Source organism: Chitinibacter sp. FCG-7, from assembly GCF_040047665.1.
In the GTDB taxonomy this organism is placed as follows: Bacteria; Pseudomonadota; Gammaproteobacteria; order Burkholderiales; family Chitinibacteraceae; genus Chitinibacter; species Chitinibacter mangrovi.
Map to the genome: position 1 here is coordinate 2,977,750 of NZ_CP157355.1, position 23,916 is coordinate 3,001,665.

A 23,916-nucleotide genomic window follows, 5' to 3' on the forward strand; every position below is an offset into this window, starting at 1 on the left:
CCGCCGCGGGTAGCGGCACCTAAACGCAGGTGCCGCAGGCACTGCAATCTATAAAACCGCTTGCAAGCAAGCGGTTTGGCTGATTACTGGCACGCCTCGCAATCCGGATTATCAATCGAGCAGAACTTCGCATCGGTCGCTGGCGTGTTGTCAGCGGCAGCAGCGGCCACAATTGCGGCTTGTGCCTGCGCTGCGGCGTAGCCACCATCGACCGGTACGGCGTTCAGCTCACCACCACGGCCCGTTGATTTCTCGGCGGCTGTGGCTGCCAAGGTACGCAGGTAGTAGGTGGTTTTCAGGCCGCGCAACCAGGCGTGCTTGTACAGCTCATCCAGTTTCTTGCCCGATGCTCCGGCCATATAGATATTCAGCGATTGCGCCTGATCGATCCATTTCTGGCGACGGCTTGCCGCTTCAACCAGCCATTTCGGGTCCATCTCGAAGGCGGTGGCGTACAGGGCTTTCAGATCGGCCGGAATACGGTCGATGCGCTGTACCGAGCCATCGAAGTATTTCAGATCGGAAATCATCACTTCGTCCCACAGGCCACGCGCTTTCAGATCGCGCACCAGGTGCTCGTTGATCACGGTAAATTCGCCGGACAGATTCGATTTCACAAACAGATTCTGGTAGGTCGGCTCGATACACGCATCCACGCCAATGATGTTGGAGATGGTTGCCGTTGGTGCAATCGCCAGGCAGTTCGAGTTACGCATGCCGTAGGCGGCGATGCGGTCGCGCAACATCGTCCAATCAAGGCGCGAGCTGCGATCGACATCGAGGTAACCGCCGCGCTCTTCTTCCAAGAGGCGCAATGAGTCTTGCGGCAAAATACCACGATCCCACAAGCTGCCTTTGTAGCTGGCGTAAATGCCGCGCTCTTGCGCCAATTCGGTTGAAGCCCAGTAGGCGTGGTAGGCCACGGTTTCCATCGACACATCGGCAAATTCAACCGCAGCGTCTGAAGCGTACGGAATGCGCAATGCGTGCAAGCAATCCTGGAAGCCCATAATGCCCAAGCCCACCGGACGGTGTTTCAGGTTGGACGTGCGCGCTTTGCGAACTGGGTAGAAGTTAATGTCGATCACGTTATCGAGCATACGCATCGCCACTTTCACCGTGCGCGACAGTTTCTCGGCGTCCAGCTCGCCATTTTTCAAATGGTTGTACAGATTGATCGAGCCCAGATTACATACGGCGATTTCTTCGTCGTTGGTATTGAGCGTGATCTCGGTACATAGATTCGATGAGTGAACCACGCCAACGTGTTGCTGCGGGCTGCGGATATTGCATGGGTCTTTAAATGTGATCCATGGGTGGCCAGTTTCAAACAGCATCGTCAGCATTTTGCGCCACAGGCTCAGTGCGGGGATGGTTTTGGCCACGCGCATTTCGCCACGCGCCGCTTTGGCTTCGTAGTTGGTGTAGGCAATTTCAAAGGCTTTGCCCACTTTATCGTGCAGATCAGGTACTTCGGATGGGCTGAACAAAGTCCACTCGCCACCTTCCATTACGCGCTTCATAAACAGGTCAGGAATCCAGTTGGCCGAATTCATATCGTGCGTGCGGCGACGGTCATCACCGGTGTTTTTACGCAATTCAAGGAATTCTTCGATGTCGGCGTGCCAGGTTTCCAGATACGCGCACACCGCGCCTTTGCGTTTGCCACCTTGATTCACAGCTACGGCCGTGTCATTGACCACCTTCAGGAAAGGCACGACACCTTGTGATTTCCCATTGGTGCCCTTGATATGGCTGCCCATGGCGCGCACAGGCGTCCAGTCATTGCCCAGACCACCGGCAAATTTGGATAGCAGCGCGTTTTCTTTCAGCGCTTCAAAAATGCCATCCAGATCATCCGGTACGGTGGTCAGGTAGCAGCTCGACATCTGGCTGTGACGGGTGCCGGAGTTAAATAGCGTGGGTGTTGAGCTCATAAAGTCAAAGCTCGACAACACATTGTAAAACTCGATCGCACGCTCTTCGCGATTGGTTTCGTTCAGTGCCAGGCCCATGGCCACGCGCATGAAAAACACCTGCGGCAGCTCGATGCGGCGCTCGTTGATATGCAGGAAATAGCGGTCGTACAGCGTTTGCAGACCTAGGTAGCCAAACTGGTAATCACGGTTGTGATCCAGCGCAGCGGCCAGCTTGGTCAGATCGAACTGACCCAGTTTTTCGTCCAGCAGCTCGGCTTCGATGCCTTTTTTCACATAACGCGGGAAGTAGCTGGCGTAAATATCGGCCATCTCTTCGTGGCTGGTTTCTTCGCCCAGCACTTCGCGGCGCAGGCTATGCAGCACCAGACGGGCGGTCACCAGACCGTAGGCCGGATCGGTTTCCAGATAGGTCCGCGCGGCCAGTACAGCCGATTTGCGCAGCTCTTCGGCCGGTACGCCGTCGTAAACGTTTTTCAGCGTTTCGGCCAGAATCAGGTTCTGGTCAGTGTTTTGCTCCAGACCAGTACACGCCGAGGCAATCAGCGCTTTGAGCTTGGCCAGATCGAGCGGGCGGCTGCTGCCGTCTTCAAACAGCACATTGATCGGGTGTGGCTCGGCAGGCGCGGCATCATGGCGTGCCGCAGCGCGCTCACGCTGGCGCTCGCTGCGATACAGCACGTAGGCGCGAGCGACATCGTGTTCGCCAGAACGCATCAGCGCCAGCTCAACCTGATCCTGAATGTCTTCAATGTGAATCGCACCGCCATCGGGCTTGCGGCGCATCAGCGCGTTCACCACCGATTCGGTCAGGTTGATCACCTGCTCGCGCACCGCAGTGCTGGAAGCCGCATGGCTGCCTTGAACTGCAATAAACGCCTTGGTCACCGCTACCGAAATTTTGGATGGTTCAAACGGCACTACCGAGCCATCACGGCGAATTGTTTTGTAATTGGCGTAATGCGCAATATCGTGTGATGGCGTGTGGATTTCAGCGCTATCAGAGCGGCTAGTCTGGGTACTATCTAGCGTGGCGTACATGCACGGTCCCTCAAAGCTTTGTGTATAAGTTTGTGAATGGTTTGTGAAGAAACACTATATCTTGTGTCTCAACGAGTCAGTTGGCACAAATACTAGGGGAAAGTGGGGTACTGGTGCAACAGGCATTGCCTGTGCTAGCAGACGGACGGACAGGGCTGATGTCGCGTCCGCATGCAGAATTTGTCGGGCTATTGATGAAAATGACAGGATTGGAAGCGGAGGTTGGTCCGGCGCAGTTATCGGGTTTCATGTCGCAAAATGGCAACAACAGAAAGTGAATTAAGATTGTTTGTAAGTTTTGACAAGCCGACTCAAGCACTCAAGCCCAGATCCTGCACCGTCAGGTGCAGGCGCAGATCGAATTCGTATTGCAGGTAGTTCGGTTCCATATGTTGGCACAATTGATAAAAGGCCTTGTTATGGTCTTTTTCTTTGAGGTGTGCCAGCTCGTGGACGACGATCATTTTCAGAAATTCGGGCGGCGTGTTTTTGAATAGTGTGGCGATGCGGATTTCATTTTTGCTTTTTAACTTGCCGCCTTGCACGCGCGAGATTTGCGTGTGCAGCCCCAGCGCGTGATTGATCACGCTGATTTTGCTGTCAAACCCCACCTTGGCCAGCGCTGGCGCATTGCGGAAAAATTCGGACTTTAATTCGCTGACGTAGTCGTACAGCGCCTTGTCGGTTTGCACCTGATGGCGGGTCGGGTATTTTTTGGTTAGATGCGGCACGAGCCGGTTGGTAGTGATCAGTGCCTGCACCTGTTCGATCAGCGGCGCGGGGTAATGCGCGATGTATTTAAGCGAATTCATTCTTGATCAAGCTGTGATTTAAGTAGCAGTAAATCCTGCCAGGCTTTGGCCTTGTCGGGCATATTGCGCAACAGGTAGGCGGGGTGGTAGCTCACCACCACCGGCAATTTGCGATACTGGTGGATTTTGCCGCGCAGCGCCGAGATGGGCGCGTCGTCGTTCAGCAGGCTGCTAATGGCAAAGCGTCCGCTGGCAAACAGCACTTTGGGCGCGATCAGCTCGATCTGGCGTTGCAGGAAGGGCGCGCATTGCGCCACTTCATCGGGCTGCGGGTTGCGGTTGCCCGGCGGGCGGCATTTGAGCACATTGGCGATAAACACCTGCTCGCCGCGCTTGTGGCCGATGCTGGCGAGCATATTGTCGAGCAGCTTACCCGCCTTACCGACAAAGGGCTCGCCTTGCGCATCCTCGTCGGCACCCGGCGCTTCGCCGACCACCAGCAATGATGCAGCCGGATTGCCGACGCCAAATACGGCCTGCTTGCGCGTTTCGCACAGCTTGCACGCGGTGCAGCTGCTGACGGCTTGCTGCAGCTGATCCCAGTCCATTTGCATAATCTGCTGGCTGCGAGCGTCCTGCTCCGCTGGTGTGGTGCTCAGTGCTGGGGCTGGCTGGGCGGCGTTTTGCCGTGCAGCTGGGCTATTTCGCGCTTTGAGTACCTGATGAATGGCGGCTGCTTCCTGCGATGGGCCTTTGGCCGCTTTGCCCGCTTCCGGTGTGGCCGAGGCGCTGATGGTGGCTTCCATGCGCTGGTGTGCAGCTTGCGCGATGGGGCTAAAGTGCGCGTTCGCGTGGGCCACGCTGCCAGATGATGGGATGGCATTGGCGGTTGCGCCGACTGGCGCTGTTGCCTGAACGCTTGGCTGCGCGGGCAGCGATGGTTCGGCCAGCTGTTCATATTGCGCCAGTACCTCGTGGCGTACCCACACCGGATTGAGCCCCAGCTCGTTCAAGATCAGTGCCCGGCGGTTCATGCGCTGGCTCCGTTCAGGGTGGTGGCGCACAGACTTTTGGCGCACAGAATGGCATCTTCGCGGCTGAGCTGCGCGCTGTTCTCCTGCTTGATGTCACGTGGGGCGCAGGGGTAATAGTTCTTGCGGCGGCCGTTTTCGTGCCAGCCGTGCCGCTGATAAAAAGCGCGTGCGCCTTGATTGCTCTCGCGCACTTCCAGAAATAGCTGAGCGATGCCTTCGCTGGCTAATGTGGATTCGGTGTAGTGCAGCAATTGCGTACCCCAGCCTTGCCCCTGCCATTGCGGGGCAATGGCAATCAGCAGCAGCTCGGCTTCGTCCAGCGTGGCCATGCTCACGCTAAAACCGGCGAGCGTGTCGCCCATCCAGAGGCCCAGACAAGTGTGTTGCTCCAGCGAATCAAGCCATTGCTTGCCATTCCATGGGTGCGGGTTGGTGCTCTCGTCCAGATCGGCCAGCTCGGCCACATGCCGGGTTTCCAGTCGCGCAAAACGGGGCAGGGTGGCGCTGTGGGGCTGGGTGTCGATCTTGGGCAGGCTCATTTGGCGGCTCTTTCGTGCGTTTTCAGCGCTACTTTATCGCGCAGATACACCAGATTTGCTTCTTCGGCGGGCAAACCTTGGCCAGCAGCAAATCGCGGCAAGGCCAGCTGCAGCATCTCTCGCGCATGCGGCTGGCGCTCGGCGTCGATCTGGCTGAGCTGCGCGCCCAGCCGTGTTTGCAGTGCGTCGGTGTAGGCTTTAAAGCCGGTACCAATACCAAACCAGTCATTGCCTGCGGGCAGCGGCACATCTTCGGGGTTGCACACGCGTGCTTCATGGATGGTTTTCCACGCTGAGCCACTCTCGCGCTCGAACGCGGCGCAATACACCTGATTCATCCGGGCATCGATGCATACATAGGCACGTATTGCCCCAGAGGCCTCAGCCAGTGCTTCCAGTGTGGATATACCCACCACGGGGATATTTTGCGCATACGCCAGACCTTGCGTAATACCGCAGCCAATGCGCAAGCCGGTAAACGAGCCGGGGCCGCTGGGGTAGGCGATGCCGGCAATGTCGCTCATGGTGAGTTGATGCTCGCTCAACAGCGCGCGCAAATAGGGCAGCGTCAGCTCGGCGTGTTTTTGCCCCACCGGCCATTCGCGTGCCACGATGGAGTCGGCGCTGTGACCCGTGCACAGGGCCAGTGACAGCTGTTCGCTGGAAGTATCGATGGCTAAATAAGGCATGTGGACGGCAATCTGTACGCAAAACGCTATTCTAACACGCCCGGCAGGCGTGGCTTAGCGGCTTGCGCTGGCGAGATACTGACTGCGGATTTTCTCCAGCTCGCCGCTGTTTTTCAGCTGCTGGAATGCGTCTTTGAAGCGGTTGAACGTGTCAGGGTTGACCTTGGGGTTAAAGCCGTAATAGCAGCCGCCACCCTTGGCAATGGTCTGCACCGCGGTGAGCTGGCTAGCGTCCAGTTTAAGTTTGCGCGCGCTGTAGATATGCGGCAGCAGCATGCCGGCGGATAAATCAAAGCGCTTGGCGTACAGCATTTTGACCGTACGGATTTCCTCGGGCGAGCTGGTATCAACCCGGCTCATATCATAGCCCTGGCCTTGCAAAATTTGCGCCGCCGCAGCGCCGCGTGCAGCGCCGGAATAGTATTTTTCAGCTTCCTTGATGCTGCCAAGCTGAATATCGCTGCGCGATTTGAGCTTCATAAACACTACATCGCAATCATCGTAGGGGCCCACCCACAGATATTGGCTTTCGCGTTGCGGCGTGCGCACGATGGTGTAAATCAGGCTGGCCGGATTATTCTGGTTTTGTTGCACGGCACGCAGCCACGGCACGCTTTCGCGCCGGATGTTCAGCTGGCTCAGCACCATGATCCGATCCAGAATCTGGTTGGCCATGCCTTTGAATTGGCGATTTTCGGTGTAATTGTACGGCGCAAATTCTTCGGTATAGGCGTCAAGATCGGCGGCCTGCAGCGGCAGGGCGCACAAACCCAGAACAATCAGTGTGGCAATAGCGCGCATGGCTTGACCCCTTGATGAAATGGCCGCCGTGCTGCGGCAGCTGGCGTGCCCTTGCAGTGTAGTGGTTTTTTCCGGCCTGCTGCGGCCTGGCCGCACACTCTGTTGGCCGGATGGCACGAATGCCGTCTGCGCCATGAGGATTTGTGCGGCTTGATTTATGATGGGGCATGCAAAAAATACTCCTACTCTGCTGCCTGCTATACCAGAGCCCAGTATGGGCTGCCCATGCAATCACACTGGGCGATGCAGCCAAATACCCTGCCGGTTTTACCTCGTTTGCCTACGCTGACCCGCTGGCGGTGAAAGGCGGCGAGTTGACCTTGCCCAACCCGGATCGGCGTAGCAGTTTTGATTCATTCAACCCCTTCATCATCAAAGGCCTGCCCGCTGCGGGCTTGGGCGCGCTGATGTTTGAATCGCTGGGGGTGATGAGCATGGACGAGACCGCCACCATGTATGGGCTGCTTGCCAGTGATATTGCCGTGGCTGCGGATGGCAAATCGGTAACGTTTACGCTCAACCCCAAGGCCAAATTTAATAATGGCGATGCGGTGACGGCAGCGGACGTTAAGCACAGCTTTGACACGCTGCGCAGCAAGCTGGCCGCGCCACAATTTGCTTCGCAATTGAGCGATGTGAGCGGCATTGACGTGCTCGATGCGCGCACCGTGCGCTACCGCTTCAGCACGGCCAATCGAGAGCTGCCGCAAATTGTGGGCAGCCTGCCGGTGTTTTCGCGCAAGTGGGGCCAAGAGAAAAATGGCGTGACAAAGGCGCTGGACAAAATCGCGCTCGACGCGCCGATCACCAGTGGCCCTTACCGGATTGCCGACTACAAACTCGGCCGCAGTATCAGTTATCAGCGGCGCGCAGATTATTGGGGCGTGCAGCAGCCGACGCGGTTGGGGCAATATAATTTTGACCGCGTAACGTATCGCTACTATCAGGATGAAGTGGCGCGGCTGGAGGCCTTCAAAGCCGGTGAATTTGATTTCATCACCGAATACAGCGCGCGCAACTGGGCGCGCCAGTATCAGGGGCCGAAATTTCGCAGCGGCGACATCCTCAAGCGTGAGCTGCGCCACCATAACAGCAGCGGCATGCAAGGCTATGTATTGAATATCCGCAAGCCGCAATTTGCCGATATTCGCGTGCGGCAGGCCTTGGGGTTGGCGCTCGATTTTGAATGGCTCAACCGCCAATTGTTTTACAGCCAGTACGTGCGCCTCAATAGCTTTTACGCCAACGGCGAACTCGCCGCCAGTGGCAAGCCGTCTGAAGCCGAGCTGGCCTTATTAAAACCACTGGCTAAACACCTGCCCTCGGCCGTATTCGGCGAACTGCCCGCGCCACCGTCAACGAATCCACCCGGCTCACTGCGCGATAATCTGCGCCAAGCCCGCGAGCTGCTCAAACAGGCGGGCTGGGAATACCGCGACGGTGCGCTGCGTAATGCTAAGGGCGAAGCGTTTACTTTCGAGATTTTGGATGACGGCGGCGCGATGGCGCGCGTCTTCCCGCCGCTAGCACGCAATCTGGCCAAGCTCGGCATCACGGCCACGCTGCGCAATATCGACTTCGCCTTGTACCAGCGCAGGCTCGATGGCTTTGATTTTGACGTCACCGTACTGCGCTTCCCCGACGTGCAAAGCCCGGGGCAAGAGCTGCTCGATTATTACGGCAGCAAGGCGGCCGATGTGAAGGGCAGCAGCAATGTGATCGGCATTAAAAATCCGGCGATTGATGCGCTAATCAATCATGTGCTCACCGCACCGAATCGCGCCGCCCAAATCACCGCCGTCCACGCCCTCGATCGCGCCTTGCTGGCCGGGCACTACATCATCCCGCACTGGTACAGCGCCACGCATCGCGTGGCATGGCGGGATCGGTTTGCGATGCCGAAAACGATGCCGCGGTATTATCAGGCGGGGGATTGGATGTTGGCGACGTGGTGGGTGAAGTGATCCCGATGAAAATTATCAGCTGGAATTGCAATGGCGGCCTACGCAATAAAACCTATTTTCTTGATCAGTTTGATGCCGATATTTTGGTCGTTCAGGAGTGCGAAAATCCTGTGTACTCAACGCATGCGTTTCGCGACTGGGCTGGGCAATACTTATGGCATGGGGATAATAAGAATAAAGGAGTCGGCATTTTTGCCCGCAAAGGGCATCACATCGCGGCTTTGGATTGGTCGTCCGCCGAGTACGAAATTCGATCTCCATCGCCAGTGCAAAAGTCACTCAAGTGGCAGGCCAATCAATTAGAGTTGTTTTTACCTTGCCTGATTAATCAGGAACTCACTTTGATTGGCGCATGGACTAAACAGGCCAATTCGCCCAATTTTTGCTACATCGGCCAATTGTGGCTTTATTTGCAAATGCAGCGTGACAAAATTGCCGCGCGAGCCGATTCGCTGATTCTGTGTGGCGATCTAAATAGCAATCCGATTTGGGATGAAGCGGATCGTTTTTGGAATCACAGTGATGTCGTGGCTGAATTGCAGGCGCTGGGTTTGCAAAGTGCATACCATTGTTTGAAGGCTGAAGTGGCAGGGCAAGAAACAGATCCGACGTTTTATTTACATCGAAAAGAAAGCAAGGCTTATCACATTGATTATTTTTTTGTACCAGAGAGGATGTTGCCTACGTCGAAGCTAATGTTGTCATCGGTGACTGAAAGTTTGCACGTGAGCGATCATCGAGCGCTGATTTTGGATATTGGCAGCGCGTCGAATGAGACGATGGCGTTATCCGACGGGTTGTGAAGGTTTGAGCGGGATTGGCGGCTGTGCGCCGCGGCACTTACTTCTCTTGCTTCGCCAAGAGAAGTAAGCAAGAGAAGGCGACCCGGGCGAAAAGCGCTCCGCGCTGCCCTTGCCGCGTCGAGAGCCAAACAAAAGGCCGTTTGTCTCTCTCCTTGCTGCGGTTTTCGCTACACGGGAATTCAAGCCCAAGACCAAACATCAAGACCTATACCTGCCATGGTGTAGCTCTAAAGCTTATTTGTGTATTGTCTTTGGTTGATATACCCCTTCGTAAAGTGAGGACGGCTTGCCCGTGGAGACGCGCCAGTTTTTAGCCTGCAGCAGGCATTTAACGATAAGGTAAATCCAATGCTGGAAGCAGTATTTTCCTACTTCACCACGATGATCAAGCTAACCCAGGCCGGTGACTTGCAAGGCATTGCTTTTTGGGCGGTGATTTATTGTTGGGTGATTGGCTGGGCGACGGTGCTGATTTACTGGCGGGTGCGGCACTGGCCAACTGTCTGGGGGCATTTGCTCGATTGCTCGGTGCGACCGTTGGGCGGGCCCGAGCCGGTGTTGAGCGAGCAGAATTATATGGCCAAGGTGCTGTATCGCTATGCGGTCGCAGGGCATGAGTATCAAAGCCAACGAATTGCGCCGTGGCAGATCAGTGCCTCGCACAATTTGCGTGGCCTGCTGCATGGGCAATTGCGTGGCATCACGCAGCAGAGTGGTCGGGTGCGAGTGTATTACTCGCCAACCTGTCCTGAAAAAAGTTATCTGGTGCGCCCAGGTTGGCTCAGTTTGAGCATTGCGCATCTGATCTACATATTGCCGACATGGTGGTTCGTGATGCGCTTCTATCTGTGATAATCAGTTACGGTTTGCGTGAAGTGACTGGCGCTCCGAGTGCAGCCGGTGGTACTGCTTAGTCTTTGTTTATTAGTCTTTGTTTTATGTATTGAAGGCCATTAGATTACATGTCAAAAATCAGCCGAAATGACCCTTGTCCCTGTGGTAGTGGCAAAAAATACAAGCAATGTTGTTTAGCCAGGGAGCAGCAGAGCGGAGCTTTTGATCAGCTGGAGCGCGAATCTCGGCAAAAAAGCCTGCCGGGATTGATTGAGCAGGGTATTGCCTGCTATCACCATGGCGATGTAGCGCAATCGCGGCAGATTTTTGAGGCAGTGTTGCAGATCAATCCTGATGATCCCGATGCCTTGCATTTGCTAGGGGTGATCGCCAGAGATGAGGGGCAGTATCAGCAAGGCATTCTCCTTATCTCACGGGCGATTAAAGTGCTGCCCAAAGAAGCCAATTTTTATAACAATCTGGGCATTTGTTATCGTCAATCGGGTGATTTGGCCAAGGCTTGTGAGAGTTATGAAAAGGCGGTAGCGCTCAAGCCCGATCATGTGCAGGCGCTGAATAATTTGGGCAATCTGTACTCGGATCGCCGCATGTTTAGCAAGGCTAGGCAGAGCCTCAAGCGTGCGATTGCGTTGAATCCTGCATTTGCCGATGCGCACTTTAATCTGGGCTCGGTATTGCAAAGCGAAGAGGCATTGGAGGAGGCGCTGCAAAGTTATCAGCAGGCATTGGCGATCCGCCCCGATTATGTTGAGGCCCTGAGTAATTGCGGGATGGTGCTGCATCAACTTGATCGGGAAGATGAGGCCTTGGCTTGCTTTGAAATGGCCATCCGGTATCAAGCCGATTTTGCCCCAGCGTACGCCAATCTGGGTGCACTGGCGATGAAAAAAGACCTGAGCGCGGAGGCTTTGCCATTTTTATTGCACGCCAATCAGCTTGAGCCTGACAATCCGAACACTTTGAATAATCTGGCGCAGGCAGAAAAAAACCTGGGTCTGTTTGCCGATGCGGTAGAGCACTCGGCACAGGCTTTCAATCTTGCCCCCACAGCGCTGGCGGGGCTGGAGTCTGCAATCCGGCTGGCTATTCTTTGCTATTTGCAAGACGATAAAGCCGGAGCACGTCATTGGCTAATGCGGTCATCAGCGATTACCCGATCCGGTGATCGCCCGGCGCATGCCTACTGGACACTGATCGGCTTGTTGCTGTCCTGGCAGGAGCGTCACGCTGATCTGTACACATCACGCCCCAAGACCGATGAAGATGTGTTGTATGTAATTGGTGAAAGCCATGCTTTGTCGCTGCATGGCCTGCAATTTGCGTATCGTGGCCAAAACCGACGTGGACATACGCTGTGGGTTGAAGGATGCAAACAATGGCATCTGGGGCAGCTTGAAACGAATGGCTATCAACAGCAGTTTGAACGCTATTTGTCTGGTGTTGGCCCACAGCATGCCGTATTGGTCTGTGTTGGCGAAATTGATTGCCGAATCAATGAAGGTATTTTCAAAGTGTGGCAGGCCGACCCGAGCCGCAAGCTATCTGAGCTAATCGCCGAAACTGTGGGTGGTTTTGTTGCATACCTCACCCGATTGCAAACGCAATATCAGCGGCAGATCAGCATTTGCGGTGTTCCAGCTTCTAATAATATGCAGCTGGGCGAGCTTGATGTTGAAACACAGGCCAGCTTCTTGGGCATGATTCACCAATTCAATCAGCAGTTGCAAGCCGCAGCACAACAAGCAGGCTTGGGGTTTCTTGATGTGTTTGCGCTCACTGACATCTCAGCGACGGGCAAGGCTAATGGAGATTGGCACCTTGACAGGATACATTTGCGCCCGGACGCCTATGTCGAGGCTTTTGCCCAATATCACCGTCATCCAGGTTGACCGCGAAGTATTGTGATTAACGAACAATCAGCGGGCTCGTAATCAGCGCGCATTCAAATGCCTGAAACCAAGGAGCGATCAATTCAATGCTGCAATACATTCTCAAACGTCTGCTATTAATGCTCCCGACGCTCTTTGGCGTGCTGCTCGTCAGCTTTGTCGTCATCCAGTTTGTTCCCGGCGGGCCGGTCGAGCAGATGGTGTATCAGCTTAAAGGGCGCGGGGCTGCTGAATCTGCAGGGACTGCTAATGGTGCCTCGGCAGGTACTGGCGCGTACCAAGCTGCTCGGGGTTTGAGTGAGGAGCAGCTGGCGCAAATTAAGACCCAGTATGGTTTTGATAAACCCGCGCCCGAGCGTTTCTGGCTGATGCTCAAAAGCTATGCGAGCTTTGATCTGGGGGCAAGCTGGTTTCGCCATGCCAGCGTGACGCAATTGATTTGGGAAAAGCTGCCGGTGTCGATGAGCCTGGGGATTTCCAGCTTGCTGCTCACCTACCTGATTGCTGTGCCGCTGGGCGTGGCCAAAGCGGTGCGGCACGGTTCGCGTTTTGATGGCGCGACGACTTTGCTGTTGATGGTCGGCTATGCGATTCCGTCTTTCGTGCTCGGCGTTTTGCTGCTGGTGCTGTTTGGCGGCGGCTCGTTCTGGCAACTGTTTCCCTTGCGTGGGCTGATGAGTGACGATTGGGAGGCGCTGTCCATGCTGGGCAAGATGATGGATTTGCTCTGGCATCTGGCTTTGCCGGTTACGGCGATGGTGGTGGGGGGCTTTGCCAGCCTGACCATACTGACCAAAAACGCCTTTCTGGAGGAAATTCATAAGCAGTATGTGATAACAGCGCGCGCCAAGGGCGCTTCCGAGCGGCGGATTTTCTGGCGGCATATTTTGCGCAATGCATCATTGCCGCTGATGGTGGGCTTGCCGGGCGCGATAATCGGCGCGTTTTTCACCGGCAGCCTGCTGATTGAAACGCTGTTTTCGCTCGATGGTCTCGGGCTTTTGGCCTACGAGTCGGTGTTGCGCCGTGATTATCCGGTGGTGCTGGGTACTTTGTATTTCTTTACGCTGCTGGGGCTGATCGGGCGGCTGTTGTCTGACATAGGCTATGTGCTGCTTGATCCGCGCGTGCAGTTTGGCTCAGTTGGCGAAGCGGGAGGGGCGGCGTGATGGCAGATATTAAAACCACTGAGATTACCAACATCCCTAGCCGTGCAGAAATCCCCGATATTGCAGAAATCCCCCCTAGCCCCCCTTCGACGAAGGGGGGGACTCAGGCGCAGGGGTACTGGTCGCGGGCTTGGGCTCGATTCAAGGCGCAGCGCAGGGCGTATGTCTGCCTGTGGCTGTTTGCGATCTGCTTTGTGTTGAGTTTGGGTGCCGAGTTGCTGTCGAACGACAAGCCCTATGTGGCGCACTATCAGGGGCAGACTTATTTCCCGCTGTTCAAAGATTATCCCGAGACCACCTTTGGCGGCGATTTTCCAACGCCGACCGATTATCTCGACCCCTTTATCCAGCAGCAACTGGCGCAAGCGGGCAATTGGGCGATTTTTCCGCCTAATCGCTACGGGGTGAATACGCTCAATTACTTTGCCAGCCAGCCCAATCCCGCGCCGCCCTCCAGCGCGAACTGGCTGGGGACAGATGACAAAGGGCGCGATCTGCTGGCGCGGCTACTGTATGGCTTTCGCACCAGCGCGCTGTTTGCGCTGGCGCTGACAATCACTGGCTCGCTGCTGGGCATGCTGATCGGCGGTGTGCAGGGCTATTTTGGCGGACGGGTGGATTTATTCGGGCAGCGTATCTCCGAGATTTGGGCGTCTTTGCCCGAGCTGTATCTGCTGATTATTTTCACGGCGATTTTCGAGCCCAGCCTCACCTTGTTGCTGGTGTTGATGACTTTGTTTGGCTGGATGGGGCTGGCCGATTACACGCGGGCGGAGTTTTTGCGCAACCGGAGTATGGAGTACGTACTGGCCGCAAGGTCGATGGGGCTGAGCAACTGGCAAATTATTCGTCGCCATGTGTTGCCAAACAGCCTGACGCCGGTGCTGGCTTTCTTGCCATTCAGGATGGGCGCGGCGATTCTGGCGCTGACTAGTCTGGATTTTTTGGGCCTCGGTGTCGGCATGCAAACGGCGTCGCTGGGCGAGCTGCTCGCGCAAGGCAAGGCCAATCTGGATGCGTGGTGGATTTCGATTTCGACTTTTGCCGTGCTATTGGGCTTGATGCTGATGCTGGTGCTGATTGGCGAAGGGCTGAGAGCGGCGCTGGATCCACGAGCGAAGTAATTGTGGGTGGGTTAGCCCTTTAGGGCGTGCCCGATTAAGCCCCTTGGGGGGGTAACCCGCCGTGACGCAATATAGAGAAAAGCAGCATAACGGTGGGTTACGGCTTTGCCTAACCCACCCTACGAATGTCGTTTTTCACAGTCGAATCAATATATTTTTCCATATCAAAACAAAATCCGAATTTTATCGGATTACACTGGGTATATTGATGGGAGCTATATTAGTATTGACTTTTATGGCTATACCTTGCTCAGTATCTTGCGAATCGGCGTCGGAATTCCGGCTGCCAGCGCGTCTTTGATGCTAAACCACTGCGCCCCTGATTCCTGTGCGGCGATGCCCGCCATGGCGTACGCCGGTTGTGGCGTGATCGTGAGTTTGTAGTGCGTAAACACATGCACAAAGTCGGGCAGGGCGGGGTCTAGCTCGATGTTCAGGCCGAGTTTTTGCGCGACAAGATCGGTGGCGGTCAGTGTGCTCTCGACTTCCGGCAAACTCCATAGCCCGCCCCAGATGCCGCTCGGCGGGCGTTTTTCGAGCAGAATTTGCCCGGCATCGTTGCGGATAATCAGCATGACGGTGGATTTTTCGGGCACGGCGCGTTTGGGCTTGGGCGTTGGTAGCTCAGTCTGGCGATTACTCAGTCGTGCCTGGCAATCGGTATTCATTGGGCAGGTTAAGCAAGTGGGTTTTTTCGGCGTACAGACCGTCGCGCCCAAATCCATCAGCCCCTGCGTGTACGCTTCGATGCCGCCGGTTGGATCGGTCGGGGGGAGTAGCGCATTGGCCAAATCCCATAGCTTGTTTTCAACGGCTTTGACGCCCGGATAGCCTTCAATGCCCGCCCAGCGCGTTAGCACGCGTTTGACATTGCCGTCCAGAATCGCTGCGCGCGTGCCGTAGCTAAATGCCGTAATCGCCGCTGCGGTGCTGCGCCCGATCCCCGGCAGCTCGGCAACCAGTGCCGGATCGGCAGGAAATTGCCCATCGTACTGGCTCACCACCGCTTGCGCGCATTTGTGCAGATTGCGTGCGCGGGTGTAATAGCCCAGCCCGCTCCACAGCGCGAGCACATCGTCGAGCGGCGCGGCGGCCAGATCAAATATCGTCGGAAATTTGGTCAGAAAGCGCGGGTAGTAATCAAGCACCGTGGTGACCTGCGTTTGCTGCAGCATGATTTCGGATAGCCATACTTTATAGCCATCGGCGATTTGCCACGGCAGGCCGTGGCGGCCGTGCTGCTGCTGCCAGGCGATCAGTCTTGCGGAGAAAGTGCTCATTATCTAGTTGCTTTGGCAGGCTTGGCAGTGGGTTTAGCGGTGGATTTGGTCGTGGATTTTGTGCCGGGTTTCACGATGGGCTTGGGGCTTTTTTTTGGCGGCTTTGGCTGCACGGCGCTCGGCAGCTGCTTTTTGCTCGGCTTCGGCTTTTTTCGCTGCCGCCTGGCGCTCGGCCTCGCGCTCTTTGGCTTCCTGCTCGGCCTGCTGCTTGGCCAGGATTTGCTCTTTCAGGCTGGTGTAGTCGGCTTTGTATTCAGGCGCGTTCAGCGGGCCGCTAAACGAGATGGGCAGCGTGAGCCCTTTGAGCCCAGAGAGCTCGGGCACATTCGGGTTGGCGCTCGCTTTCATATTGTAATCAAGCCGCCCCTGACCCAGATCGATTTTGCCCGCCCCGGTGAGGCGCAAGACGCCAGCGCTGACGTCCAGGTCCTGATTGCTGGCAATGCCGTGTTTGAGCAGCCAGGTGGCGCGCAGCGCGGAGAACTGTGTGCGCGCGTCCTGATTGCTTTCCTGTCCGGTCTGGCCATTCATTAATTTGATTTGCTGGCTGGCGGTGCGCAGCAAGGCTGGAATATCAATGCCGCGAATTGCGCCTTTTTTCAGGCTGACCCGGATATTGCCGCCCGCAGTGTGGCGCAGATCGGATAGCTTGTTGCCCACTGCCGCCACGTCAATATTGATATCGCTGCGGCCTTCAAAACGGCTGGTGTCGAGCACGTCGGTGAGCAGGGTATTGATATTCATATTGCTCAGCGTCTGTTCCAGACGGAAATACGCCGGTTTTTTACGCGCGTCGATTTCGGCGCGGCCATTGAGCCGCCCTTCGTACAGCGTGGCTGAGAGCGGATCGAGCACCAGACGCTGATTGCGCGCAATCAGCTTCATCGCCAGATCGTCAATATGCATGTTTTGCAGAACCAGCTCACCAATCTTGATTGAACCAATCGCGTTCAGGTTTTCCAGCCACCAGAAATCCAGCGGTGCGGTGTGATTCACCGATTTTGCCCCCGCGCTGACCACCGGCAGATAGGGGGTTAAATCAAGTTTGGCCAGATCAAAGTTGATCCGAAATTGCGGTGCCAGAAAATTATCCAGATTAAATTGCGCCGTCAGTACCTCGCCATCGAGCTGCCCCTTGCTTTCCAGACTGAGGATTTCATTGCGCAAATCCAGATCACCGTGGCCGGTAAGGGCCAGGCTGATTGCGCCGCGTGGCAACTGGCGATTGGTGTAGCTGCCGGTCAGATTGTAATTGGCAATGCGCGCCAGATGCCCGCGATACAGCTCCAGCGGGCTTTGCAGCTGCACCGATAGATTTTGCTCCGGGCTATTGTATTTAACGTCAATCTGCGCCTGATCGGCGCGCAGAAAGCTGCCATGGGCGCCACCTAGGCTGGCCATGCTGGCTTTGGCCGAGAAGGTACTGCTTTTATCCTTCATGCCAATATTGAATTTAAGCCGGTTCAGGCTCAGCGCTGTTTCAGTAAAGCTGATTTCCGGCACGTCCAGCGTGCTGGTCCAGAGCTGGCCGGCCCGATTGGCCTGCGTGGTGATTTTCATATCACCGCCGCTCAGTCGTAGCGGCTGCCAGTGGTAATTCAGATTACCGGTGGCGCTTAAAGTGGCGTCGCTCACCTGCAGCTGCGGCGAGCTGGCGCCCACTTGCTGCAGATTGATGGCAATATCAGCCACGCGCAAAGTGCGCTCTTTTTCCAGGTAGCGCATCGCCGCCGAGCCGCTAAGCTGGCCTTGCCACTGTGCGGGGAAGTTTTTTTGCCCGATTGAAGCCTGGGCGTCGATGGTCAACTTGCCGTTTTTGGGGTTGGTCAGCTGGTCCAGCGTTAAATCCATCGCCGACAAATGCAGTGTTTCACCCAGAAACTCGTCTTTCCAGCTGAGATTGGCTTGCGAGAAACTCAGCCTGTCGAGAGCAAACTGGGTTTTTTCATTGTGCGGGCGCAGCAGGTCTTCAAAATTGTAAGTGCCATCCTGGTTGCGCACCACGCTGAGCTCAGGCTGTTTGATTTCAATCGCGTGAACCACCACGCGGCCACCCGTGAGCAAGGGCCAGAGGCGGAATACGATTTTTACCCGGTCGGCATGGGCAAAGACGGTGGGGCTTTGTGGTTCGGTCAGGGTGGCATCGTTGATCAGTATTGCCGGTTTGGGCAGCAGCACCAGATGGGCGGTGCCACGGATATTCATGGTACGTTGCGTATCGGCCTGTATCTGGCTGATGATCTGCTCGCGCAGGGTGTCGAACGATAGAAAATACGGCAAAACACCCAGCAAAGTGATTAGCGTAAAGAGAAGTAAAATGAAGATCCGTACCGGACGGGAATGTCGCCAATCCATAAATAACAGTCTGTACCTTGCGAATCGGTCGATTATCCACAAGAACGCGGTGAAACAAAAGCCGCGGATGAAATTTGTCAGCTTTTACCAGCGCGCTGGCAGTAAAATGGCGTGATGTTCCGGCCAAGGCCGTTAATTGCAAAAGTGCGAAAACAGCGATGACACATGAAACAGTAATTAAAGTACGCGGCTACCATCTGGATTTGTACGGGCATGTCAATAACGCTCGTTATCTGGAGTTTCTGGAGGAAGCCCGCTGGGCGATGATCGAAGACTGCGGCGGCGTCGAATGGTTTAGCGAGCGCCGTCTGGCGCTGGTGGTCAGCCGCATTGATATCCGCTACAAACGCGCCGCGACCATGGGCGATGTGCTGGTGATTCGCAGCACTTTAAGCCAGCTGCGCGAACGCGAAGGGCAAATTACGCAGGAAGTGGTGCGCCAGGATAATGGCAAGCTGGTCGCGCAAGCGGACGTGACTTTCGCCGCCATCCACCCCGAGCAGCCCGGCGCGCAGCTGATTGTCGGCGAGCTGGCCGAACGCTTTGCGTTGATGCGCTCGCCACTGGCCGCGCAGACAGGAGCCTGATGATGAGCTTATCCATGCATTCAATCCGGCATCCGCTGCGGGCGGTGCTGCTGTTATTGCTAGGCTTGCTGCTCTTGCTGGCGGGCTGCACCAGCATCCCTAGCAAAGTGGAAAAACCGAACATCACGCTGGCAGGCATTGCAGTGGCCAAGCTGGGTTTGCTGGAGCAGCAGTTTGTGCTCAGTTTGCGGGTCACTAATCCAAACGATTTTGATATTGCGCTCAATGGCTTGACGGTGAATGTTGAGTTGAACAAACAGGCTTTTGCGCAGGGCGTGAGCAATGAAAAAGTCACCTTGCCCCGGCTGGGCGAGAAAATCGTCAAACTGAAAGTTAGCACCAGTCTGGCTCAGGCTTTAAAGCAATTTTCGTCGCTGCAGGGCGGCGCAGTGCCATACCGGATTTATGGCAAGGTCTACGCGCCCTTATTACCTGCCGGCATGCCATTCGAGCGGCAGGGGCAATTAAGCGGTCTGGATGATCTACTTAAAAGCACTAAAGAGAAATTCTAGGGGTATATGCCTGTAGAATTTGTTAAATATGGGCTGCATTGATATACCTTGATTGAAATGGATGTATTCAGATTGTGCGTTGATGATTATAAGTGCCTACGGCACGATGGTTTTACAGTCGCAATCCGCGACGGGGACTTACTTTTCTTGGGATTTTATATATTCAGTACCCAAGAAAAGTAAGCAAAAGAAGGCGGCCCCGCCTGCGGCCCTCCGGGCTACCCTCGGTCGGTCGTGAGCCAAACGATAAAACTGTTTGTCTCGCTCCACTCCCTCGGCGATGGGCGACAGGGGGTTTTAAACCCCATCTCAATCATCGCGGCATACCATCAACGCATACTCCAAACATTAGCAATACAATCGGCTAGATTGACCGCCAAACCATCACACAGAAGACCAAGACAATGATACTGAACCAGCGTCAGCAAGAATTGCTTGAATGGGTGCAACGCGCCGGGCATGTGAGCGTCGATGAAATGGCGCATCATTTTGGCGTTGCGCCGCAAACCATTCGCCGCGACATCAACCAGCTGGCCGACGAGCGCAAATTGCATCGCGTTCACGGTGGCGCCAGCGCGCATTCCAGCGTGGAAAACGTCGAATATTCAACGCGCAAAGATATGCGCAGCGATGAAAAAGAGCGCATCGCCAAGCTCGTTGCCGAGCATATTCCCAACCATGCTTCGGTGTTCATGAATCTGGGCACCACCAGCGAAGCCGTCGCGCGCGCCTTGCACAATCACATTGGCCTGCGGGTGATTACCAATAATCCGCATATCGCGATGACGATGTGCCACTACCGCGATAGCGAAGTGGTGCTCGCGGGCGGCGTGATGCGGCCGAAAGATTACGGCATTTGCGGCGAGGCGACGATTGAGTTTATCCGCCAGTTTCGCGTCGATTACGCCGTGCTCGGTGTCGCGTGCATCGAAATGGACGGCACGCTGCGCGACTTTGAAATGCGCGAAACGCGCACCTCCGAGGCCATCATCGCGCAAGCGCGCAATGTGTTTCTGGTCGCCGACCATTCCAAATTCGGCCGCCCATCGCTGGTGCAAATGGGGCATTTGCGGCAAGTGACGGCGCTGTTTACTGATAGCGCCGTGCCGGAAGCCTTGCTGCCGGTGCTGCAGGAGGCAGGCACCGAGCTGTATATCGCCAGCGAATGATGTGTTGAGTATTGTGAGCATTCAGGTGTTGTGAGCATTCAAAAAGAGAGCACTTCGGTGCTCTCAGGCTGCAGACAAAGTGAGTGACGGCATTTTTCAAGTCTCGGCAAAGCCGAGCCTAGGCAATAACGCTGTGACTTCGCAGCCTTTATGTTTTATTCCCACCCCTCCCGTCCCCTCCTTGAGGGGAGCCTCGCTTCGCGAGCGGGGTTTGTCATCTATCTGAGAGCACTTCGGGGCTCTTTTTTTTTGCCTTCCGTTTTCAAAAACGAACAATTTGTTCGATTTGTGTTTTTAATTCGAAAAAATGCGCGCATAATGTTCGTATGTGAACGTTTTTTTGTGCGACTTGTTCGTTTTTGGGGTGCGAAAATGAATGCAGCAATACCAAGGCAGTTGTTGAATGCTTATCCCTATGCTCAGGTTGACGATGTTGCTGAGCGGCAGAAGCTGGTCATCGGCAACTGGAAAATGCATGGCAGTCTGGCGCTGTGCCGTGAGGCGATTCCACGGCTGGCGCGTTCAGTGAATCCAGAAGTGCAGCTGGTGCTGTGCCCGCCTGCGCCTTTTCTGGGTGAAGTGGCTCGCCTCGCGCAAGGCACCGCAGTGCAATACAGCGGGCAGGATGTGGCCGAGCAGCAAAGCGGCGCGCGCACTGGCGAATGGTCGGCGGGTATGCTGGCCGAGCTGGGCTGCCGTTATTCGCTGGTCGGGCATTCCGAGCGCCGCCAGCATCATTATGAAGACGATGCGCTTATTGCCGCCAAAGCCCGCTCTTGCCAGCAATCCGGCCTGATTCCGATTGTTTGCATTGGCGAAAGCCAGGCCGAGCGCGAACGCGGCGAAACTGCGCAGGTGCTGTACAACCAGCTCGACTGGCTGATGACGACACCCTTGTGGCGACAGGCGATTGTGGCGTACGAGCCACGCTGGGCGATAGGTAATAATCATCCGGCGACGCCTGAGCTGGCGCAACAAACGCACGCGCTGATCCGCGCCTATCTGGCGCAAACCGACGCTGTGGCGGCGGCAAAAATTCCGCTGCTCTACGGTGGTAGTGTCAAAGCCGATAACGCCGCCGGTTTTATGGCCATGCCTGATATTGATGGCGTGCTGGTGGGCGGCGCTTCGCTCGATACCGCGTCTTTTCTCGAAATTTATGCCAGCGCCGTGCTTTGTGGTTCCGAGCATCGTCCTGTTCAACAGTTGGCTCAACTGGCAAGAATGGTGGCCTAATTATGAAACTATCGTTAAACGAATTTATCTGGCAGCAACGCAGCGATGAGCGCTTGCAGCGCGTTGCGCCACTCTTGCTGGCGCTGGCGCAAAGCTGCCGCCTGATTGCGCAAGCCGTGCGCGATGCGGCGCTGAACAATGCCACCGGCGCGGCGGGTAGCAGCAATATTCAGGGCGAAGCGCAGCAAAAACTCGATGTCATTAGCAATGAGCTGATGATGGCCGAAACGCGCGAGCTGGTGCGTGCGCTGGCGTCCGAAGAAATGGACGATATCGTGCCGTGCAACCCCGATTCCGAACTGCTGCTGGTTTTTGATCCACTCGATGGCTCGAGCAATCTGGACGTGAATATTTCGGTTGGCAGTATTTTCTCGATTCTGGCCACGCCAAAAAACCCTGCGGGCGATATTTCTGCCGAAGCATTTCTACAAAATGGCCGGTCACAGTTGTGCGCAGGCTACGCCCTGTATGGCCCGGCGACGATGCTGGTGATCACCACCGGCAACGAGGTCAACGGTTTTACTTTTGACGAGCACAGCGGGCTGTTCATGCTGACGCATCCAAAACTGCGCATTGCCGCAGAAGCCAAAGAATTCGCCATCAATACGTCGAATGCCCGCCACTGGCCTGCACCCATCCAGCGCTATATCGCCGAATGCCAAGCGGGCAGCAGCGGCGTGCGCGGACGCGATTTCAATATGCGCTGGGTCGCGTCGATGGTGGCCGAAGTGCATCGCATTTTGCTGCGCGGTGGCGTGTTTTTATACCCGCAGGATGCTCGCACAAACGCTAAAAATGGCAAATTGCGCCTGCTCTACGAAGCCAGCCCGATGGCAATGCTCGTTGAAGCGGCCGGTGGTGCGGCGTCAACCGGATGCGAGCGGCTGCTGGATGTGCAGCCCGAACGCCTGCATCAGCGCGTGCCGGTGATACTCGGAGCCAAATCCGAGGTGGAGTTGATTGCGGGGTATTGCCGTGAAGATATTGATAGTAATTCCCTACAGAGCAATACCCAGCAATCAATACCGCTGAGTCGCCATCAGACTTTGTTCGAAACCCTGTTTAATTAAATTACCCAAGCCGCCCAGCCACCCAACCGGAGCAATGCCATGTCACTTGTTTCAATGCGCCAACTTCTCGATCACGCCGCCGAATATCAATACGGCCTGCCTGCGTTTAATGTGAACAATCTGGAGCAGGTGCGCGCGATTATGCTCGCTGCGGACCGCACCAATAGTCCGGTGATCATGCAGGCCTCGGCTGGTGCACGCAAATACGCCGGTTCGCAATTTTTGCGCCATTTGATACTGGCCGCGATTGAAGAATTTCCGCATATTCCGGTCGCGATGCATCAGGATCACGGCACCAGCCCGAAAATCTGCGAAGAGGCAATCCGGCTGGGTTTTTCATCGGTGATGATGGATGGCTCGCTGCTCGAAGATGGCAAAACCCCGGCCGATTATAATTACAACGTCAGCGTAACGCGGCAGGTGGTTGAGCTCGCGCATGCGCGCGGCGTATCGGTTGAAGGCGAGATTGGTTGCCTCGGCAGTCTGGAAACCGGCAAGGCTGGTGAAGAAGACGGCGTGGGCGCTGCAGGCACGCTCGACCACACGCAACTGCTGACCGATGTCGAAGAAGCCTACGCCTTTGTGATGGCGACAGGCGTTGATGCGCTGGCGATTGCCATTGGCACCAGCCACGGCGCGTACAAATTTTCTCGCCCGCCCAGTGGCGAAACGCTGGCGATTGAGCGCATCCGCGAAATTCACGAACGGCTGCCGAATGTACATCTGGTGATGCACGGCAGCTCGTCGGTGCCGCAGGAATGGCTGGAAATCATCAACGAGTACGGCGGCGACATTGCGCCAACGTGGGGAGTTCCGGTTGAGGAAATCGTACGCGGTATCCGCTATGGCGTGCGCAAAATCAATATCGACACCGATTTGCGCCTCGCCGCCACCGGCGCAATCCGCCGCTTTATGGCGCAAAACCCAGCCGAATTCGATCCGCGCAAATACTTGCAGGTTTCAACCGATGCGATGCGCGATATTTGCATCGCCCGCTACGAAGCTTTCGGCAGCGCAGGGCAGGCGGCCAAAATCAAACCGCTGGGGCTGGACGTGATGGCCGAACGCTACGCACGCAATCTGATTTCTCCTATCCCCAGCCGCCGTGGC

General features: G+C 55.9%; 19 protein-coding genes and 1 pseudogene. 12 read left to right on the top strand and 8 right to left on the bottom strand.

Features of this window, described 5'->3' with window-relative positions; translation table 11 throughout:
* Positions 1-83 precede the first annotated feature (83 nt).
* From ABHF33_RS14045 to ABHF33_RS14070, 6 genes are all read right to left on the bottom strand, one after another.
* Positions 84-2,978 (bottom strand): ribonucleoside-diphosphate reductase subunit alpha, encoded by a 2,895-nt coding sequence (locus ABHF33_RS14045; protein ID WP_348944527.1) that lies wholly within the window; start codon positions 2,976-2,978, stop codon positions 84-86.
* Between the two features lie 311 nt (positions 2,979-3,289).
* On the bottom strand, positions 3,290-3,790 hold the full coding sequence (locus ABHF33_RS14050; RefSeq protein WP_348944528.1) for a M48 metallopeptidase family protein: 501 nt from the start codon (positions 3,788-3,790) through the stop codon (positions 3,290-3,292).
* Positions 3,787-4,764, bottom strand: a complete 978-nt coding sequence (locus ABHF33_RS14055) for a uracil-DNA glycosylase (protein ID WP_348944529.1) — start codon at positions 4,762-4,764, stop codon at positions 3,787-3,789. The genes ABHF33_RS14050 and ABHF33_RS14055 overlap by 4 nt, the downstream gene beginning before the upstream one ends.
* Entirely contained in the window at positions 4,761-5,303 is a 543-nt protein-coding gene (gene rimI, locus ABHF33_RS14060; protein WP_348944530.1) for a ribosomal protein S18-alanine N-acetyltransferase, read from the bottom strand. The genes ABHF33_RS14055 and rimI overlap by 4 nt, the downstream gene beginning before the upstream one ends.
* Positions 5,300-5,992: a tRNA (adenosine(37)-N6)-threonylcarbamoyltransferase complex dimerization subunit type 1 TsaB gene (gene tsaB / locus ABHF33_RS14065; RefSeq protein WP_348944531.1), complete on the bottom strand. Its 693-nt coding sequence runs from the start codon at positions 5,990-5,992 to the stop codon at positions 5,300-5,302. Before tsaB ends, rimI begins: the two co-directional genes overlap by 4 nt.
* Before the next feature lie 54 nt (positions 5,993-6,046).
* Positions 6,047-6,793, bottom strand: a complete 747-nt coding sequence (locus ABHF33_RS14070) for a substrate-binding periplasmic protein (RefSeq protein ID WP_348944532.1) — start codon at positions 6,791-6,793, stop codon at positions 6,047-6,049.
* Between the two features lie 167 nt (positions 6,794-6,960).
* Here ABHF33_RS14070 and ABHF33_RS14075 point away from each other — a divergent pair, with 167 nt between their 5' ends.
* The 6 genes from ABHF33_RS14075 to ABHF33_RS14100 all read left to right on the top strand — a co-directional run bounded on the left by ABHF33_RS14075 (position 6,961) and on the right by ABHF33_RS14100 (position 14,597).
* Complete coding sequence (locus ABHF33_RS14075) at positions 6,961-8,757, top strand: extracellular solute-binding protein (RefSeq protein WP_348944533.1); 1,797 nt, start codon at positions 6,961-6,963, stop codon at positions 8,755-8,757.
* A 5-nt stretch (positions 8,758-8,762) separates the two neighbouring features.
* A complete protein-coding gene (locus ABHF33_RS14080; protein ID WP_348944534.1) occupies positions 8,763-9,560 on the top strand; it encodes an endonuclease/exonuclease/phosphatase family protein in 798 nt (265 codons plus the stop codon).
* Between the two features lie 348 nt (positions 9,561-9,908).
* The gene (locus ABHF33_RS14085; RefSeq protein WP_348944535.1) at positions 9,909-10,412 is read left to right on the top strand and encodes a DUF3592 domain-containing protein; all 504 of its coding nucleotides are present in this window, start codon (positions 9,909-9,911) and stop codon (positions 10,410-10,412) included.
* Positions 10,413-10,522: 110 nt separating this feature from the next.
* Positions 10,523-12,304 carry a tetratricopeptide repeat protein gene (locus ABHF33_RS14090; protein ID WP_348944536.1) on the top strand — a complete coding sequence of 594 codons (1,782 nt, stop codon included), beginning with the start codon at positions 10,523-10,525 and terminating at the stop codon, positions 12,302-12,304.
* Between the two features lie 86 nt (positions 12,305-12,390).
* Positions 12,391-13,473 carry an ABC transporter permease subunit gene (locus tag ABHF33_RS14095; RefSeq protein WP_348944537.1) on the top strand — a complete coding sequence of 361 codons (1,083 nt, stop codon included), beginning with the start codon at positions 12,391-12,393 and terminating at the stop codon, positions 13,471-13,473.
* Complete coding sequence (locus tag ABHF33_RS14100) at positions 13,473-14,597, top strand: ABC transporter permease (protein WP_348944538.1); 1,125 nt, start codon at positions 13,473-13,475, stop codon at positions 14,595-14,597. The genes ABHF33_RS14095 and ABHF33_RS14100 overlap by 1 nt, the downstream gene beginning before the upstream one ends.
* Before the next feature lie 239 nt (positions 14,598-14,836).
* Here the strand turns inward: ABHF33_RS14100 and mutY are convergent, their stop codons facing one another.
* Together mutY and ABHF33_RS14110 are read right to left on the bottom strand one after the other, a co-directional pair.
* Positions 14,837-15,877: an A/G-specific adenine glycosylase gene (gene mutY, locus ABHF33_RS14105; RefSeq protein WP_348944539.1), complete on the bottom strand. Its 1,041-nt coding sequence runs from the start codon at positions 15,875-15,877 to the stop codon at positions 14,837-14,839.
* Between the two features lie 33 nt (positions 15,878-15,910).
* The gene (locus ABHF33_RS14110; RefSeq protein ID WP_348944540.1) at positions 15,911-18,232 is read right to left on the bottom strand and encodes an AsmA family protein; all 2,322 of its coding nucleotides are present in this window, start codon (positions 18,230-18,232) and stop codon (positions 15,911-15,913) included.
* Positions 18,233-18,306: 74 nt separating this feature from the next.
* On the opposite strand from ABHF33_RS14110, the gene ABHF33_RS14115 reads away from it, so the two are divergent.
* From ABHF33_RS14115 to fba, 6 genes and pseudogenes are all read left to right on the top strand, one after another.
* Positions 18,307-18,819 carry an acyl-CoA thioesterase gene (locus tag ABHF33_RS14115; protein ID WP_348944541.1) on the top strand — a complete coding sequence of 171 codons (513 nt, stop codon included), beginning with the start codon at positions 18,307-18,309 and terminating at the stop codon, positions 18,817-18,819.
* On the top strand, positions 18,819-19,331 hold the full coding sequence (locus ABHF33_RS14120; RefSeq protein ID WP_348944542.1) for an LEA type 2 family protein: 513 nt from the start codon (positions 18,819-18,821) through the stop codon (positions 19,329-19,331). The genes ABHF33_RS14115 and ABHF33_RS14120 overlap by 1 nt, the downstream gene beginning before the upstream one ends.
* A gap of 404 nt (positions 19,332-19,735) precedes the next feature.
* On the top strand, positions 19,736-20,500 hold the full coding sequence (locus ABHF33_RS14125) for a DeoR/GlpR family DNA-binding transcription regulator (RefSeq protein ID WP_348944543.1): 765 nt from the start codon (positions 19,736-19,738) through the stop codon (positions 20,498-20,500).
* A gap of 372 nt (positions 20,501-20,872) precedes the next feature.
* Positions 20,873-21,736 carry a triose-phosphate isomerase gene (tpiA, locus tag ABHF33_RS14130; protein ID WP_348944544.1) on the top strand — a complete coding sequence of 288 codons (864 nt, stop codon included), beginning with the start codon at positions 20,873-20,875 and terminating at the stop codon, positions 21,734-21,736.
* A 2-nt stretch (positions 21,737-21,738) separates the two neighbouring features.
* Positions 21,739-22,806 carry a class 1 fructose-bisphosphatase gene (locus ABHF33_RS14135; protein WP_348944545.1) on the top strand — a complete coding sequence of 356 codons (1,068 nt, stop codon included), beginning with the start codon at positions 21,739-21,741 and terminating at the stop codon, positions 22,804-22,806.
* A 39-nt stretch (positions 22,807-22,845) separates the two neighbouring features.
* Positions 22,846-23,901: pseudogene (gene fba, locus ABHF33_RS14140) on the top strand (class II fructose-bisphosphate aldolase); the annotation flags it as partial.
* Positions 23,902-23,916: the final 15 nt, after the last annotated feature.